The organism is Burkholderia sp. KBS0801 (assembly GCF_005937855.2).
Classification (GTDB): Bacteria; Pseudomonadota; Gammaproteobacteria; order Burkholderiales; family Burkholderiaceae; genus Burkholderia; species Burkholderia ambifaria.
The window spans coordinates 2,650,482-2,664,656 of the sequence record NZ_CP042177.1 but is presented as its reverse complement, the minus strand read 5'-3'; the positions used below and the strand labels follow the sequence as shown (position 1 = coordinate 2,664,656).

At 68.0% G+C, this 14,175-nt stretch carries 11 protein-coding genes; 5 read left to right on the top strand and 6 right to left on the bottom strand.

The annotated features are described in order from the left end of the window. Positions 1 to 66: 66 nt before the first annotated feature. From metG to FFI87_RS34455, 3 genes are all read right to left on the bottom strand, one after another. Positions 67 to 2,229 carry a methionine--tRNA ligase gene (metG, locus tag FFI87_RS12655; protein ID WP_138847324.1) on the bottom strand — a complete coding sequence of 721 codons (2,163 nt, stop codon included), beginning with the start codon at positions 2,227 to 2,229 and terminating at the stop codon, positions 67 to 69. Between the two features lie 376 nt (positions 2,230 to 2,605). Next, on the bottom strand, positions 2,606 to 3,253 hold the full coding sequence (locus tag FFI87_RS12645) for an OmpA family protein (RefSeq protein ID WP_012364456.1): 648 nt from the start codon (positions 3,251 to 3,253) through the stop codon (positions 2,606 to 2,608). A 176-nt stretch (positions 3,254 to 3,429) separates the two neighbouring features. Further along, positions 3,430 to 3,600: a hypothetical protein gene (locus FFI87_RS34455; RefSeq protein WP_175710843.1), complete on the bottom strand. Its 171-nt coding sequence runs from the start codon at positions 3,598 to 3,600 to the stop codon at positions 3,430 to 3,432. Between the two features lie 9 nt (positions 3,601 to 3,609). On the opposite strand from FFI87_RS34455, the gene apbC reads away from it, so the two are divergent. From apbC to FFI87_RS12620, 5 genes are all read left to right on the top strand, one after another. Further along, entirely contained in the window at positions 3,610 to 4,701 is a 1,092-nt protein-coding gene (gene apbC / locus FFI87_RS12640; RefSeq protein WP_138847325.1) for an iron-sulfur cluster carrier protein ApbC, read from the top strand. 132 nt (positions 4,702 to 4,833) lie between these two features. Continuing rightward, positions 4,834 to 5,370 (top strand): superoxide dismutase [Cu-Zn], encoded by a 537-nt coding sequence (gene sodC / locus FFI87_RS12635; RefSeq protein WP_138847326.1) that lies wholly within the window; start codon positions 4,834 to 4,836, stop codon positions 5,368 to 5,370. 195 nt (positions 5,371 to 5,565) lie between these two features. Continuing rightward, positions 5,566 to 6,135: a dCTP deaminase gene (gene dcd / locus FFI87_RS12630; protein WP_006398615.1), complete on the top strand. Its 570-nt coding sequence runs from the start codon at positions 5,566 to 5,568 to the stop codon at positions 6,133 to 6,135. An 81-nt stretch (positions 6,136 to 6,216) separates the two neighbouring features. Next, the gene (locus FFI87_RS12625) at positions 6,217 to 8,496 is read left to right on the top strand and encodes an arginine/lysine/ornithine decarboxylase (RefSeq protein ID WP_138847327.1); all 2,280 of its coding nucleotides are present in this window, start codon (positions 6,217 to 6,219) and stop codon (positions 8,494 to 8,496) included. Continuing rightward, complete coding sequence (locus tag FFI87_RS12620; protein WP_138847328.1) at positions 8,496 to 9,326, top strand: lysozyme inhibitor LprI family protein; 831 nt, start codon at positions 8,496 to 8,498, stop codon at positions 9,324 to 9,326. Before FFI87_RS12625 ends, FFI87_RS12620 begins: the two co-directional genes overlap by 1 nt. A gap of 88 nt (positions 9,327 to 9,414) precedes the next feature. On the opposite strand, the gene FFI87_RS12615 is transcribed toward FFI87_RS12620, so the two are convergent. From FFI87_RS12615 to FFI87_RS12605, 3 genes are all read right to left on the bottom strand, one after another. Then, positions 9,415 to 10,098 carry an HAD family hydrolase gene (locus FFI87_RS12615; protein WP_012364452.1) on the bottom strand — a complete coding sequence of 228 codons (684 nt, stop codon included), beginning with the start codon at positions 10,096 to 10,098 and terminating at the stop codon, positions 9,415 to 9,417. A gap of 72 nt (positions 10,099 to 10,170) precedes the next feature. Further along, a complete protein-coding gene (argH, locus tag FFI87_RS12610; RefSeq protein WP_012364451.1) occupies positions 10,171 to 11,580 on the bottom strand; it encodes an argininosuccinate lyase in 1,410 nt (469 codons plus the stop codon). A 109-nt stretch (positions 11,581 to 11,689) separates the two neighbouring features. Then, positions 11,690 to 14,152 (bottom strand): fimbria/pilus outer membrane usher protein, encoded by a 2,463-nt coding sequence (locus FFI87_RS12605; protein WP_138847329.1) that lies wholly within the window; start codon positions 14,150 to 14,152, stop codon positions 11,690 to 11,692. Positions 14,153 to 14,175: the final 23 nt, after the last annotated feature.

Below are 14,175 nucleotides of genomic sequence, written 5' to 3'. Positions count from 1 at the left end.
CCGCCATGAAAAAAGCCCCGCACGGATCGTGCGAGGCTTTCTTGCTCAGGTAGCGGCGGGCGCTGCTTACTTCACGCGCATGCCGGGCTTCGCGCCGCTGTGCGGCTCGAGGATGTAGAGGCCCGGTTCGGCCTTCTCGTCGGCCGCCGACGCGGCGAGCACCATCCCTTCGGACAGCCCGAACTTCATCTTGCGCGGCGCGAGGTTCGCGACCATCACCGTCAGCTTGCCGACGAGCTGCTCGGGCTGGTAGGCCGACTTGATGCCAGAGAACACGTTGCGGGTCTTTTCCTCGCCGATGTCGAGCGTGAGCTGCAGCAGCTTGTCCGAGCCTTCGACGGCCTGGCACGCGACGATCTTCGCGATGCGCAGGTCGACCTTCGCGAAATCGTCGATCGAGATCGGAGCGTCGTCGGCACCGTTCGCGGCAACCGCCTTCGCGTTCGCCTTGGCGTTTTTCGCGTCCTTCGCGGCGTTGGCGGCGGTCGTGCCCGCGGCAGCGGCGCCCGCTGCGTCGGCCTGCAGCGAATCGCGGTTCGCGGCGAGCAGCGCGTCGATCTGCTTCGGATCGACACGCGTCATCAGGTGCTGGTACGCCTTGATCGGCTGCGCCGACGACAGGGGCTTCGCGGCATCGGCCCACGCGAGCGGCGCGACGCCGAAGAACGCCTCGACCGCTTCGGCCACGCGCGGCATCACCGGCTTCAACGCGAGCGACAGCAGGCGGAACGCCTCGAGGCTCACGCTGCAGGTTTCGTGCAGCGCGACCGCGTTGGCCGGATCCTTCGCGAGTTCCCACGGCTTCGCACCGTCGACGTACGCGTTCACTTCGTCCGCGAGCTCCATCGTCTGGCGCAGCGCGCGGCTGTATTCGCGTCCTTCGTAGTGCGCGGCGATCGACGCGATCGCATCGCGCAGCTTCGCGACGAGCGGGTGGTTCATCGCGCTGTCCTGCACGCGGCCGTCGAAACGCTTGATCAGGAAGCCGGCCGCGCGGCTCGCGATGTTCACGTACTTGCCGACGAGGTCGCTGTTCACGCGCGCCTGGAAGTCGTCGAGGTTCAGGTCGATGTCTTCCATCGTCGCGTTCAGCTTCGCGGCGAAGTAGTAGCGCAGCCATTCGGGGTTTAGGCCGGTGTCGATGTAGCTCTGCGCGGTGATGAACGTGCCGCGCGACTTCGACATCTTCGCGCCGTCGACCGTCAGGAAGCCGTGCGCGAACACGTTGGTCGGCGTGCGATGGCCCGAGAATTCGAGCATCGCCGGCCAGAACAGCGTGTGGAAATACAGGATGTCCTTGCCGATGAAGTGATACTGCTCGGCCGTCGAACCCGCGCGGATCCACGCGTCGAAGTCGATGCCCTCGCGGTCGCACAGGTTCTTGAAGCTCGCGTAGTAGCCGACCGGCGCGTCGAGCCACACGTAGAAGTACTTGCCGGGCGCGCCCGGGATCTCGAAGCCGAAGTACGGCGCGTCGCGCGAGATGTCCCAGTCGGCGAGCTTGGCTTCACCGGCGTCGCCGAGCCATTCGCGCATCTTGTTGGTGGCTTCGGGCTGCGCGAGGCCGCTGACCCATTCGCGCAGGAACGACTCGCAGCGCGGGTCGGACAGGCGGAAGAAGTAGTGCGTCGACGTCTTGCGCACCGGCGTCGCACCCGACACCACCGAATACGGGTTCAGCAGTTCGGTCGGCAGGTAGGTCGAGCCGCACACTTCGCAGTTGTCGCCGTACTGGTCCTTCGCGTGGCACTTCGGGCACTCGCCCTTGATGAAGCGGTCCGGCAGGAACATTTCCTTGACCGGGTCGTACGCCTGCTCGATCGCGCGCTCGGCGATCAGGCCGTTTTCCTTCAGCGCGAGATAGATGCTCTCGCTCAGCACGCGGTTCTCGTCCGAGTCGGTCGAGTAGAAGTTGTCGAACGACACGCCGAAGCTGTCGAAGTCGCGCTTGTGCTCGGTCCACACGCGGTCGATCAGCTGCTTCGGCGTGAGGCCTTCCTTCTCGGCGCGCAGCATGACCGGCGTGCCGTGCGTGTCGTCGGCGCCGATGTAGTAGACCTCGTGGCCGTGCATTCGCAGCGTCCGCACCCAGATGTCGGTCTGGATGTACTCGACCAGGTGGCCGATATGGATCTGGCCGTTGGCATAGGGCAGTGCGGACGTAACGAGGATCTGGCGGCGGCCTTGCGGCGCCGTAGCCTGCACGGAAGTCAGGTCGGATGCGGACATAGGGTCTGTAGAAGAACGGCGGAAACGACGGAAACTGCGATTCTAGCAGGGGCGCGCGCCGGTCAGCCGGGGCGGGTGTTCGAGAGCGGGCGCCGCAACGGGCGAGAGGGAGGGGGGCGCGTGCCCGGCGGTGGAATGCTGCGGCGCAGCACACGATTTTCGGGCAAAAAAAACCGGGGCGGATACGGCCCCGGAGCAACAACGACAAGAGGAGAATGGTGACGGGCCGGCAGCGCCAGCCGCGTACCGTAAAGACAGACCGCAGGCCACGACGGAAGTTCGAAATTTTTTTCGATTTGTTACGGACCCTGCTGGAAGCCTTGTGCGGCGGGGCTGTGCGCGTGGCGCACGGCCCCGTTCCCTCTCGTGGCGATGCTTACTGATGCTGCTGCGGCGCGCGCAGGTAGATCTCGACGCGGCGGTTTTGCGCACGGCCGGCTTCGGTCGCGTTGTCCGCGATCGGGTTCGACGGGCCCATGCCCTGTGCCGACAGACGGCCGCCCGCGACGCCGCGCTGCGCCAGCGCGTTCACGACGCTCTGCGCACGGTTCTGCGACAGCGTCTGGTTCAGCTGTGCCGAACCCGTGCTGTCCGTGTAGCCGATAACCGATCCCGTCAGCTGCGGGTTCTGGTTCAGCGTCGTCGCCAGGTCGTTCAGCAGCGGCGTGAAGGCCGGCGTGATCGCGTACTGGTTCGTCGCGAACGTCACCGAGCTCGGCACGTTCAGCTTCAGCGAGCCGTCCGGCTGCTCGGTCACTTGCGTGCCGGTCTGCGCTGCCGACGGTGCGAGCTTGTTCTTGATCGCCTGCCAGTTGTAGCCGGTCACGCCGCCGACCAGTGCGCCGACGCCCGCGCCGATCGCCGCGCCCTTGCCGCCACCGGCCAGCGCGCCGATGCCCGCGCCCAGCGCCGCACCGGTGCCGGTGCCGACGGCCGCGTTATTGCCTTGCTGCGTGGCGCAGCCTGCCAGCAATGCGCCGGCCAATGCGAAGACGGACAAGCGGGTCGCGATTTTCATGTTCATCTTGGATTCCTCTCTTTCTTGGTTGAACGAGTCGACAACGACGACAAACAACAGTGACGGCTCCCACCACGGGCGCCCGACAAAGGCGGGCGGGCCCGGGCTCGCGGCAGCCGCCGAGGCGGCTGCATGCCCTGTTCGCCAGCGTGGCTGTTCCGGACAGGGTGATGCGTCAGCCTCTACAATATAGGCGGTTGGCGGCCGATTTGGCCCCATAGCATGCCGCACGCGAAGATTGCGCCGCCGCGCGCGTTCGCGCAATGGCGTGCAACAGATTCTTTCACTTTTCCCGATTTTCGCAGCGTAATTTGATATTTTTTGACGTTTGCGCGGGAGAAAAACGTTTTCATGGAGTTTCGATGAGCATTGACCGGGCACAAGTCGACGCCGCGCTGGCGGCGGTCGTCGACCCCAATACCGACCGTCCGTACGCGGCACACAAGGGCGTGCGCAACGTCGCGATCGACGGCGACGCCGTGGCGGTCGACGTGGTGCTCGGTTATCCCGCGCGCAGCCAGCACGACGACGTGCGCGCGCGCATCGCCGCTGCGCTGAAGGCCGTGCCGGGCGTGCGCGACGCGCGTGTCGCCGTGTCGCAGGAGATCGTCGCGCACACGGTGCAGCGCGGCGTGAAGCTGCTGCCGAACGTGAAGAACATCGTCGCGGTCGCGTCGGGCAAGGGCGGCGTCGGCAAGAGCACGACGGCCGTCAACCTCGCGCTCGCGCTCGCCGCGGAAGGCGCATCGGTCGGCGTTCTCGACGCCGACATCTACGGTCCGTCGCTGCCGACGATGCTCGGTATTCACGGCCAGCGCCCCGAGTCGCCGGACAACCAGTCGATGAACCCGCTCATCGGCCACGGGCTGCAGGCGAACTCGATCGGCTTTCTGATCGAGGAAGACAATCCGATGGTGTGGCGCGGCCCGATGGCGACGTCGGCGCTCGAGCAACTGTTGCGCCAGACCAACTGGCGCGAGCTCGACTACCTGATCGTCGACATGCCGCCGGGCACCGGCGACATCCAGCTCACGCTCGCGCAGCGCGTGCCGGTGACGGGCGCCGTGATCGTGACGACGCCGCAGGACATCGCGCTGCTCGACGCGAAGAAGGGCCTCAAGATGTTCGAGAAGGTCGGGATTCCGATCCTCGGCATCGTCGAGAACATGAGCATCCACATCTGCTCGAACTGCGGCCACGAGGAGCACATCTTCGGCGCGGGCGGCGCCGAGCGGATGGCGCAGGAGTACGGCGTGAACGTGCTCGGCAGCCTGCCGCTCGACATCGCGATCCGCGAGCGCGCCGACAGCGGCACGCCGACGGTCGCGGCCGAGCCCGACGGCGCGCTGGCGCGGCGCTACCGCGACATCGCCCGCGGCGTCGCGCTGGCGATCGCCGAGCGCGCGCGCGACATGACGTCGAAGTTCCCGTCGATCGTTGTTCAAAATACGTAAAACCCTTGCGGGGCGGGGGCTCACGCTGTTTACGGCGCCGCGAGGCGCGGTATCATGGCGACTTTTCCCGGGTCCCTTTACCCACCCGGCACGGCGGCCGCATCAACAGCCGCCAGCCGGCATGAGGATCGAATGAACCAACGACATCACGGCGTGCGCGCCGGCCGCGCGCGGCGCGCGCTGCTGGCCGCCGCCGCGCTGGGCCTGCTGGCCGGCTGTACCTCCTTTTCCTCGTCGCACGAAAAGCGCGCCGACGCGCAGTTGCAGCCGACGGTCGGCTCGCAGGCACGCGGCGCGGTGACGTTCGTCGCACGCCCGGACGGCGTCCAGGTCACGTACAACCTGGTCGGCCTGCCGCCGAACAGCGATCACGCGCTGCAGGTGCACGAGCGCGGCGACTGCAACGCGGGCGACGGCTCGAGCGCCGGCCCGGTGTTCGCGCCGGCTGCCGAGCGCCTGCGCGCGGGCGCGCGGGTCGCCGGCGATCTCGGCAATATCCATGCGGATGCGAACGGCGTCGCGGCCGGTTTCATCGTCGCGCCCGATCTGGCCCTCGATGGCGTGCGCTCCGCGATGAACCGCGCGGCGCTGGTGCACCGCGACCCGAGCGATCCGATCTTTTCGCAGCATGGCGCGGGCGCTGCGCTCGCGTGCGGCGTGATCCGTTGACGGCCGCCGCGTGCGCGAGCCGATGATCGCGTAAAATGTGCGCCTTTCCCGGCCGCCGCCTCGCGGGTACGGCCGTCACCGACTGTCACGCAGCGTTTCCAGGCGCCCCGATATGAAACGACCCCAACGCTCACTTTGTTCGCTGCCCTCCGACGGGGCGGTCAGCCTCTTTGGGACAGCCCGGCGGAGGCTCGCATGAGCATCAAGTCCGACAAGTGGATTCGGCGCATGGCCGAAGAACACAAGATGATCGAGCCGTTCGTGCCCGATCAGGTTCGCGCGTCCGAGGATGGTCGCCGGATCGTCAGCTACGGCACGTCGAGCTACGGCTACGACATCCGCTGCGCGGACGAATTCAAGATCTTCACCAACATCAATTCGACGATCGTCGATCCGAAGAACTTCGACGAGGGCTCGTTTGTCGATTTCAAGGGCGACGTGTGCATCATCCCGCCGAACTCGTTCGCGCTGGCCCGCACCGTCGAATATTTCCGCATCCCGCGCACCGTGCTGACGGTCTGCCTCGGCAAGTCGACGTACGCGCGCTGCGGGATCATCGTCAACGTGACGCCGTTCGAACCCGAGTGGGAAGGCTACGTCACGCTGGAATTCTCGAATACCACGCCGCTGCCGGCGAAGATCTACGCGAACGAAGGCGTCGCGCAGGTGCTGTTCTTCGAAAGCGACGAAGTGTGCGACGTGTCGTACGCCGATCGCGGCGGCAAGTATCAGGGTCAGCGTGGTGTCACGCTGCCGAAAACCTGATCTGGTTGCATATCGTCTCACCGGTTTCCGGGTGACCGCTGCGCGTGACGCGCCGCGGTCGTTCTTTTTGGAGAATCGCCCATGAAGTTTCGTTTTCCCGTCGTCATCATCGACGAAGATTTCCGCTCCGAGAACATCTCGGGCTCCGGCATCCGGGCGTTGGCCGAAGCGATCGAGAAGGAGGGCGTCGAAGTCCTCGGCCTCACGAGCTATGGCGATCTGACGTCGTTCGCGCAGCAGTCGAGCCGCGCGTCGTGCTTCATCCTGTCGATCGACGACGACGAACTCATGCTCGGCGAAACGGGCTCGGACGGCGAGCTGCCCGAGCTGGCGACCGCGATCATCGAGCTGCGCGCGTTCGTGACCGAAGTGCGCCGCCGCAACGCGGACATCCCGATCTTCCTGTACGGCGAGACGCGCACGTCGCGCCATCTGCCGAACGACATCCTGCGCGAACTGCACGGCTTCATCCACATGTTCGAGGACACGCCGGAGTTCGTCGCGCGCCACATCATCCGCGAGGCGAAGGTCTATCTCGACTCGCTCGCGCCGCCGTTCTTCAAGGAGCTGGTCAAGTACGCGGACGAAGGCTCGTACTCGTGGCACTGCCCGGGCCACTCGGGCGGCGTCGCGTTCCTGAAGAACCCGCTCGGCCAGATGTTCCACCAGTTCTTCGGCGAGAACATGCTGCGCGCGGACGTCTGCAATGCAGTTGACGAACTCGGCCAGCTGCTCGACCACACGGGCCCGGTCGCGGCGTCCGAGCGCAACGCGGCGCGCATCTTCAGCGCGGACCACCTGTTCTTCGTGACCAACGGCACGTCGACGTCGAACAAGATCGTCTGGCACGCGACGGTCGCGCCCGGCGACATCGTGCTGGTCGACCGCAACTGCCACAAGTCGATCCTGCACGCGATCACGATGACGGGTGCGATTCCGGTGTTCCTCACGCCGACGCGCAACCACTTCGGCATCATCGGGCCGATCCCGCGCGACGAATTCAAGCCGGAGAACATCCGCAAGAAGATCGAGGCGAACCCGTTCGCACGCGAAGCGCTGCGCGAGAACCCGGACCTGAAGCCGCGCATCCTGACGATCACGCAGAGCACGTACGACGGCGTCGTCTACAACGTCGAGATGATCAAGGACCTGCTCGGCGACCTGCTCGACACGCTGCACTTCGACGAAGCGTGGCTGCCGCATGCGACCTTCCACGACTTCTACCGCGACATGCACGCGATCGGCGACGGCCGTCCGCGCACGGGCGCGCTCGTGTTCGCGACGCACTCGACGCACAAGCTGCTCGCGGGCATCTCGCAGGCGTCGCAGATCGTCGTGCAGGATTCCGAGAACCGCACGTTCGACAAGCACCGCTTCAACGAGGCGTACCTGATGCACACGTCGACGAGCCCGCAGTACGCGATCATCGCGTCGTGCGACGTCGCGGCCGCGATGATGGAGCCGCCGGGTGGCACCGCGCTCGTCGAGGAATCGATCGCCGAGGCGATCGACTTCCGCCGCGCGATGCGCAAGGTCGATGCCGAATACGGCGACGACTGGTTCTTCAGCGTGTGGGGCCCGGACGACCTGTCGGAAGAAGGCATCGGTTCGCGCGAGGACTGGATGCTGAAGCCGAACGACCACTGGCACGGCTTCGGCCCGCTGGCGGAAGGCTTCAACATGCTCGACCCGATCAAGGCGACGATCATCACGCCGGGGCTCGACGTCGACGGCGAGTTCGGCGAGACGGGCATTCCAGCCGCGATCGTCACGAAGTACCTGGCCGAGCACGGGATCATCGTCGAGAAGACCGGCCTGTACTCGTTCTTCATCATGTTCACGATCGGCATCACGAAGGGCCGCTGGAACTCGATGGTGACCGAGCTGCAGCAGTTCAAGGACGACTACGACAACAACCAGCCGCTGTGGCGCGTGCTGCCGGAATTCGTCGCGCAGCATCCGCGCTACGAGCGCGTCGGCCTGCGCGACCTGTGCACGCAGATCCACGACGTGTACCGTGCGAACGACATCGCGCGCCTGACGACGGAGATGTACCTGTCGGACATGGAGCCGGCGCTGAAGCCGTCGGACGCGTTCGCGAAGCTCGCGCACCGCAAGATCGACCGCGTGCCGCTCGACGAGCTCGAAGGCCGCGTGACGAGCATCCTGCTGACGCCGTACCCGCCGGGCATTCCGCTGCTGATCCCGGGCGAGCGCTTCAACAAGACGATCGTGAACTACCTGCGGTTCGCGCGCGACTTCAACGAACGCTTCCCGGGCTTCCATACCGACATCCACGGCCTCGTCGCGGAAGAAGTGAACGGTCGCGTCGAGTACTTCGTCGACTGCGTGCGCGACTGATGGCGGCGCAGGGACGAATCCGGACGATGCGCGCGGCGCTGGCCGCGCTCGCCGTCTGGGCCGCGTGGTCGGCAGGGCCGGCGGGGTTGAATGTCGCGCAGGCGGAAGTGGCGGCGGCCGACCCGATCGACGTCGCGATGCGGCAGTGTCTCGCGCGGCGCGACCGGTCGTCGACGGCCGGCCAGATCCAGTGCATGGGCGAGGCGCAGCAGCAGTGGCAGACGGTGATGGACCGCGCGTACCAGCGCCTGTCGGACGATGCGCCGGACGACGTGAAGCGCGGCTGGCAGGACAGCCAGCGCCACTGGGTCACGTGGCGCAAGGATGAAATTCAGCTGCTGAAGGCCGTGTACGACACGACGCGCGGCACGGCATACGCGATGTCGAGCGCCGACATGCAGCTGCAGCCGGTGCGCGATCGCGCGCTCGCGCTGCGCGCGGCGGCCGACCGCTATGCGCCGCCGCCTGCCGCCGTGCCGGTGGCCGCCACGAGCGGTGCGCAGGGCGGTGTGAGCGCGGCGCCGGGCGCCGCCGCGTCAGTCGGCGCGAAGCCTGCGAACGTGCCGCGCGATCCGGCGATCGGCCGCGTGCGGCCGTGCGTGCAGGATGCCGCGTGCGAGCACGCGCTGTTCGATTTGAACCGCTATTACCAGAAGCTGCGTCGCAAGATGCCCGCGCATTCGGCCGCGACGCTCGTGCGCGCGCAACGCGCATGGGTCGCGTTCCGCGATGCGACGGCGCCGCTCGTCGGCGAGGACGGGCGCGTCGACCTGATCGGCGCGCGCATCGCGACGATGAAGCGGCTGTCGGAGACGGCCGGCAACAATTAGGGGCGCCGCGACGCCGGTCAGCCGGCGCGGCAACGCAAAACGGGCACCCGAGGGTGCCCGTTTGCATATGGCGTGCCGCGTGCGGCGCTTACGCGGATTGCTGCGTGTCGAGGCCGCCGAACCACGACGGCACGAGCGCGAGCGCATCGTCGAGCGACGTGAGCACGTGCAGGCTCAGCGCGACGATCTCGGGCGTCGGAGCTTTCAGGTCCGGCACGGTGACGACCGATGCGCCGGCGCCAGCGGCCGACAGCGCGCCGAAGTCGCTGTCCTCGAACGCGACGCACGCGTGCGCCGGCACGCCGAGGCGCTCGGCCGCGAGCCGGTACACGGCCGGATCGGGCTTGCCGCGCGCGACTTCGTCGCCGCCCGCGATCGCGTGGAAGAACGGCAGCACGCCGACCGCGTCGAGCCGTGCACGGATCACGTCGCGCGCGGACGATGACGCGACCGCGCACGGGATGCCGGCCTGCGCAAGCGCCTCGAGCAGCGCAAGCGCGCCTGCTTTCAGCGGAAACTTCGGATGCGGTTCAGGCGCGGCGAGCTGTTCGCGCACGAGCAGGCGCACGGCGTCGAACGTGTTGGTGTCGCCGATCAGCCGCGCGAGAATCACCTGGCCTTCGGCGAACGAGCGCCCGACGATCTGCAGGTAGTCGATCTCGGTCAACGTGACGCCGTGCGCGGTCGACACGTCGATCCACGTGTTCATGATGGTCCGCTCGGAATCGACGAGCAGGCCGTCCATGTCGAAGAGCGCGGCGGAGAAGGTCATCGGCGGTATCCGGGAAGCGGGGCAGGCAATGGGCGGCGCGGCGGCCGCCCGAATGAAGGACGGACGCCGGGCTTACGTGCCGAGCGCGGCGCGGGCAGCCTTGACCGCCGCACGCACCTGGTCGGGCGCGGTGCCGCCCGCGTGGTTGCGGCTTGCGACCGAACCCTCGAGCGTCAGATAGCCGAACACGTCGTCGCCGATCAGGTGCGCGACGTTCGGCAGTTCCTGCTTCATTTCGTCGAGCGTCAGGTCGGCGAGGTCGATCCCGCGGTCGTCGCAGATCCGCACCGCGTGTGCGACGGCTTCGTGCGCGTCGCGGAACGGCAGCCCGCGCTTCACGAGGTAGTCGGCGAGGTCGGTGGCGGTCGAGAAGCCCTGCAGCGCGGCCGCGCGCATCGCGTCCGGCTTCACGGTGATGCCCGCGACCATCTCGGCGAAGATCCGCAGCGTGTCGGCGACGGTGTCGACCGTGTCGAACAGCGGTTCCTTGTCTTCCTGGTTGTCCTTGTTGTACGCGAGCGGCTGGCCCTTCATCAGCGTGAGGAGCGCCATCAGGTGGCCGTTCACGCGGCCCGTCTTGCCGCGCGCGAGCTCGGGCACGTCCGGGTTCTTCTTCTGCGGCATGATCGAGCTGCCGGTGCAGAAGCGATCGGCGATGTCGATGAAGCCGACGCGCGGGCTCATCCACAGCACGAGTTCCTCGGAGAAACGCGACACGTGGGTCATCACGAGCGCGGATGCCGCCGTGAATTCGATCGCGAAGTCGCGATCCGACACCGCGTCGAGCGAGTTCGCGCAGATGCCGTCGAAGCCGAGCGTCTTCGCGACGGCGTGACGGTCGATCGGGTAGCTGGTGCCCGCGAGCGCGGCCGCGCCGAGCGGCAGGCGGTTCACGCGGGTGCGGCAGTCGCGCATGCGTTCCGCGTCGCGCGTGAACATCTCGACGTACGCGAGCAGGTGATGGCCGAACGTGACCGGCTGCGCGACCTGCAGGTGCGTGAAGCCCGGCATGATCGTGTCGGCGTTCTTCTCCGCGAGGTCGATCAGCGCGCCGCGCAGGTCGTTCAGCAGGCCGCCGATGCGGTCGATCTCACCGCGCAGCCACAGACGGATGTCGGTCGCGACCTGGTCGTTGCGCGAGCGCCCCGTGTGCAGGCGCTTGCCCGCATCGCCGATCAGCGCGGTCAGGCGCGCCTCGATGTTCAGGTGGACGTCCTCGAGATCCAGCTGCCATTCGAATTCGCCGCGCTCGATCTCGCCCTTGATCTGCGTCATCCCGCGTTCGATCGCGGCGAGGTCGTCGGCGCTGATGATCTTCTGCGCCGCGAGCATGCTCGCGTGCGCGAGCGAGCCGGCGATGTCGACGAGCGCGAGGCGCTTGTCGAAAAACACCGACGACGTGTAGCGCTTGACCAGCTCCGACATCGGTTCCGAGAAGCGGGCCGACCAGGCCTCGCCCTTTTTGTGCAGTTGGGACGTCATGGCGATTCTTCGAAGGGGAGTTGGGCGGCGTGCGCCGCCGAGGGAATCCCGCAATTCTAACATTCGCGGGGCTGACGGCCGGCGCGCGCCGGCCGCGAACGGGCGTGGATCACCGCGGGCCGCAGGTCAGCGGGCCGATCCGCGGCAGCGTGCCGTCGTCCGGGCGCCGGTACGCGAACGCGACGGCGCAATCGCGGCCGCCGCCGGTGATTTCCAGATGGTTGTTCGCGACGAGGCCGTCGACGAAGGTCAGGCCGTCGTAGCCGACGATCGTGCGCTGACCGCTTTCGACGTGGCGAACCTCGAGCCCGGGCGGCAGCGGCGTGCCGTCCGGCGCGCGCAGCGCGATCGACGCGGCGCTGTAGCGTGTCACGGCGAAGTGCGCGAGCGCGCCGGAGCGCGCCTGCGGCACGACATCGAGCGTCGTGTCGGCGATCCGGGCGTCGGCGGGCAGCGCGGTGCCGTCGATCGCGACGCGATTGCTCTGGTACGCATTCAGGTCGGGCACGAGCAGGTAGCCGGCCCGGTTCGTCTCGCCGATCATCCGGTTCTGGTGCAGTACGGGCACGCGCCCGGTGTCGGTCGAGACGAGCGCGAAGCCGTCGTCGACGCGGCGTGCCGTCATCAGCTGGCCGTTCATCAGCACGATCGCGCCCGTGACGTCGACCGACGCGTTGCGGTGCCCGTCGAACGACTGCGCGAGCAGCGTGACCTCGCCCGCGCGGCCGAGATACTGCAGCTGCCCCTGCGCGTAGCGCATGCCTGCGTTGGCGCCCGCCTGCACGTTCCAGCCGACGCCGCCGCCATAGTCGGGCGGCCGTGTCGCGCTCAGCGTGTAGGTCGAGTCGCCGTTCTGCCGCCCGGCGTTCACCGACACGGACGTGTTGCCGCCGAGCCCGATGCTCAGGCTCACGAAGAAGCCGCGCGTGTCGCGCTGCCGGAAGTCCTGGAAGCCGCTGAACGTGACCGAGGTCAGCCCGCCGAGATTGACCAGGTAGGCGACCGAGCCGATGCGCGACGCGGCGACGCCCGGATACTTGAGGCCGAGATAGCTGAACGACAGCGTCTGCCTGCGCAGGAACGGGAATGAGACTGTGACGCGGTCGGTGGCGCGCGACACCGGCACGCCTTCGCGGCTGCCGAGGTCGCTGTAGTCGCCGAAGGCGCGCAGCGTCTGCGCATCGATGGAGAAGCGCGGCGTCACGTACTGGTAGCCGATGCCGGCCTGCACGCCCGTGCGGCCCGGCGCGCTGAGCGCCAGCGACGCGTTCGCCACGCCGCGTTCGCCCAGACGTGCGAGCGCGCCGGCGCCCGCGTTGTAGACGCCGGCCGTTGCTTCCGCGTGCGCCTCGACGGTCAGCCGCTCGCTGACGCCGTAGCGCAGCGAGCCGCTCGCGGCCGGCGTGCGCGCGTAGTCGAACGAATCGATGCCATAGGCGCGGCGCAGGAACCCGGCTTCCGCCGAATAGCTGGCGAGGCCGGGGGCGAGCAGGCGCGTGTCGACGTACAGCGGAATGGACGTCGCGATCGAGCGGCCGAGCGCGTCGCGTGTGATGACCGTGGCGTTACCCGCGCCGGTGATGCCGGGCACGCTGTTGATCACGAACGGCCCGCTCGGCACATTGCCGCTGAACTGGCGCACGTTGTTCACGTACAGGTCGACCGAGGTCGGCACGACCGCGCTGCCGGACAGCGCGGGCACCGGAAACGTGACCAGATCGGGGCGCAGGCCGAAGTTGCTGCGCCACTGCACGCCGCCGATGCGCAGCGAGCGGGTCCACGACAACGACGACGAAATCGTGTCGCCGATCTGGGTCGTCGTGAGCGTGCCGGGGTTCGAATGACTCCACGACGTGTCGTAGCGCACGTAGCGCCGGCGGTCGTCGTACAGATACGCGACGCCGGTGCTGCTGAATACGCCGTACGGATCGAAATAGCGCGCCTCGCTCCAGACCGCGAGCGGCGCATGGGCGATGGTCTGCGCGTAGGCGTCGTAGTTCAGTACGAAGCCGCGGCCGGACGAGGCGGGCGGCGCGGCCGCGAGTGCGCGCGTATCGAACGTGTGCGGGATGCGCAGCGCATCGGGCACGCGCAGGTCGAGCGTCTGCCGGCCCGCGTCGTAGTCGTAGCGCAGCCCGGCGAGCGTGTCGAGCGCGACGAGCGCGTTCGACGGCTCCGGCGTGCGGTTGTTCGTCCGGTCGTTCGTCGCGATACCCAGGTCGTTCAGGTCGGCGGAGGCCGCGTACAGGCGTCCGCCGATTTGCTGGAAGCGTGCGATCCGGTGCGTGGGTTCGCCATTGACCGATACGTCGAGAAACAGTGCGTCGGATGCGGGCGAGGGCGCCGGCGCGGGCACGGGCACGGGCGCAGGCATGGGCGCAGGCACGGGTACGGGCACCGGCACCAGCACGGGCGCAGCTGTCACCTGCACCGGCGCCGTTTGCGCGCAGGCGGTGCCTGCACGCAGTGCCAGCGCCAGTGCAAGCGCCAGTGCAAGCGCCGCTGCGGCGGGCCGCGCGTATCGTGCGGGGCCGGCAGCCTGGAGGGCCGTGCGCGTCGTCGGAACGGGCAACGTCGTGCGATCCTTCCGAGCCG

Coding starts and splice junctions, on each gene's coding strand:
- metG (WP_138847324.1), bottom strand. CDS start 2,229: ATGTCCGCATCCGACCTGACTTCCGTGCAGGCTACGGCGCCGCAAGGC.
- FFI87_RS12645 (WP_012364456.1), bottom strand. CDS start 3,253: ATGAACATGAAAATCGCGACCCGCTTGTCCGTCTTCGCATTGGCCGGC.
- FFI87_RS34455 (WP_175710843.1), bottom strand. CDS start 3,600: ATGAAAACGTTTTTCTCCCGCGCAAACGTCAAAAAATATCAAATTACG.
- apbC (WP_138847325.1), top strand. CDS start 3,610: ATGAGCATTGACCGGGCACAAGTCGACGCCGCGCTGGCGGCGGTCGTC.
- sodC (WP_138847326.1), top strand. CDS start 4,834: ATGAACCAACGACATCACGGCGTGCGCGCCGGCCGCGCGCGGCGCGCG.
- dcd (WP_006398615.1), top strand. CDS start 5,566: ATGAGCATCAAGTCCGACAAGTGGATTCGGCGCATGGCCGAAGAACAC.
- FFI87_RS12625 (WP_138847327.1), top strand. CDS start 6,217: ATGAAGTTTCGTTTTCCCGTCGTCATCATCGACGAAGATTTCCGCTCC.
- FFI87_RS12620 (WP_138847328.1), top strand. CDS start 8,496: ATGGCGGCGCAGGGACGAATCCGGACGATGCGCGCGGCGCTGGCCGCG.
- FFI87_RS12615 (WP_012364452.1), bottom strand. CDS start 10,098: ATGACCTTCTCCGCCGCGCTCTTCGACATGGACGGCCTGCTCGTCGAT.
- argH (WP_012364451.1), bottom strand. CDS start 11,580: ATGACGTCCCAACTGCACAAAAAGGGCGAGGCCTGGTCGGCCCGCTTC.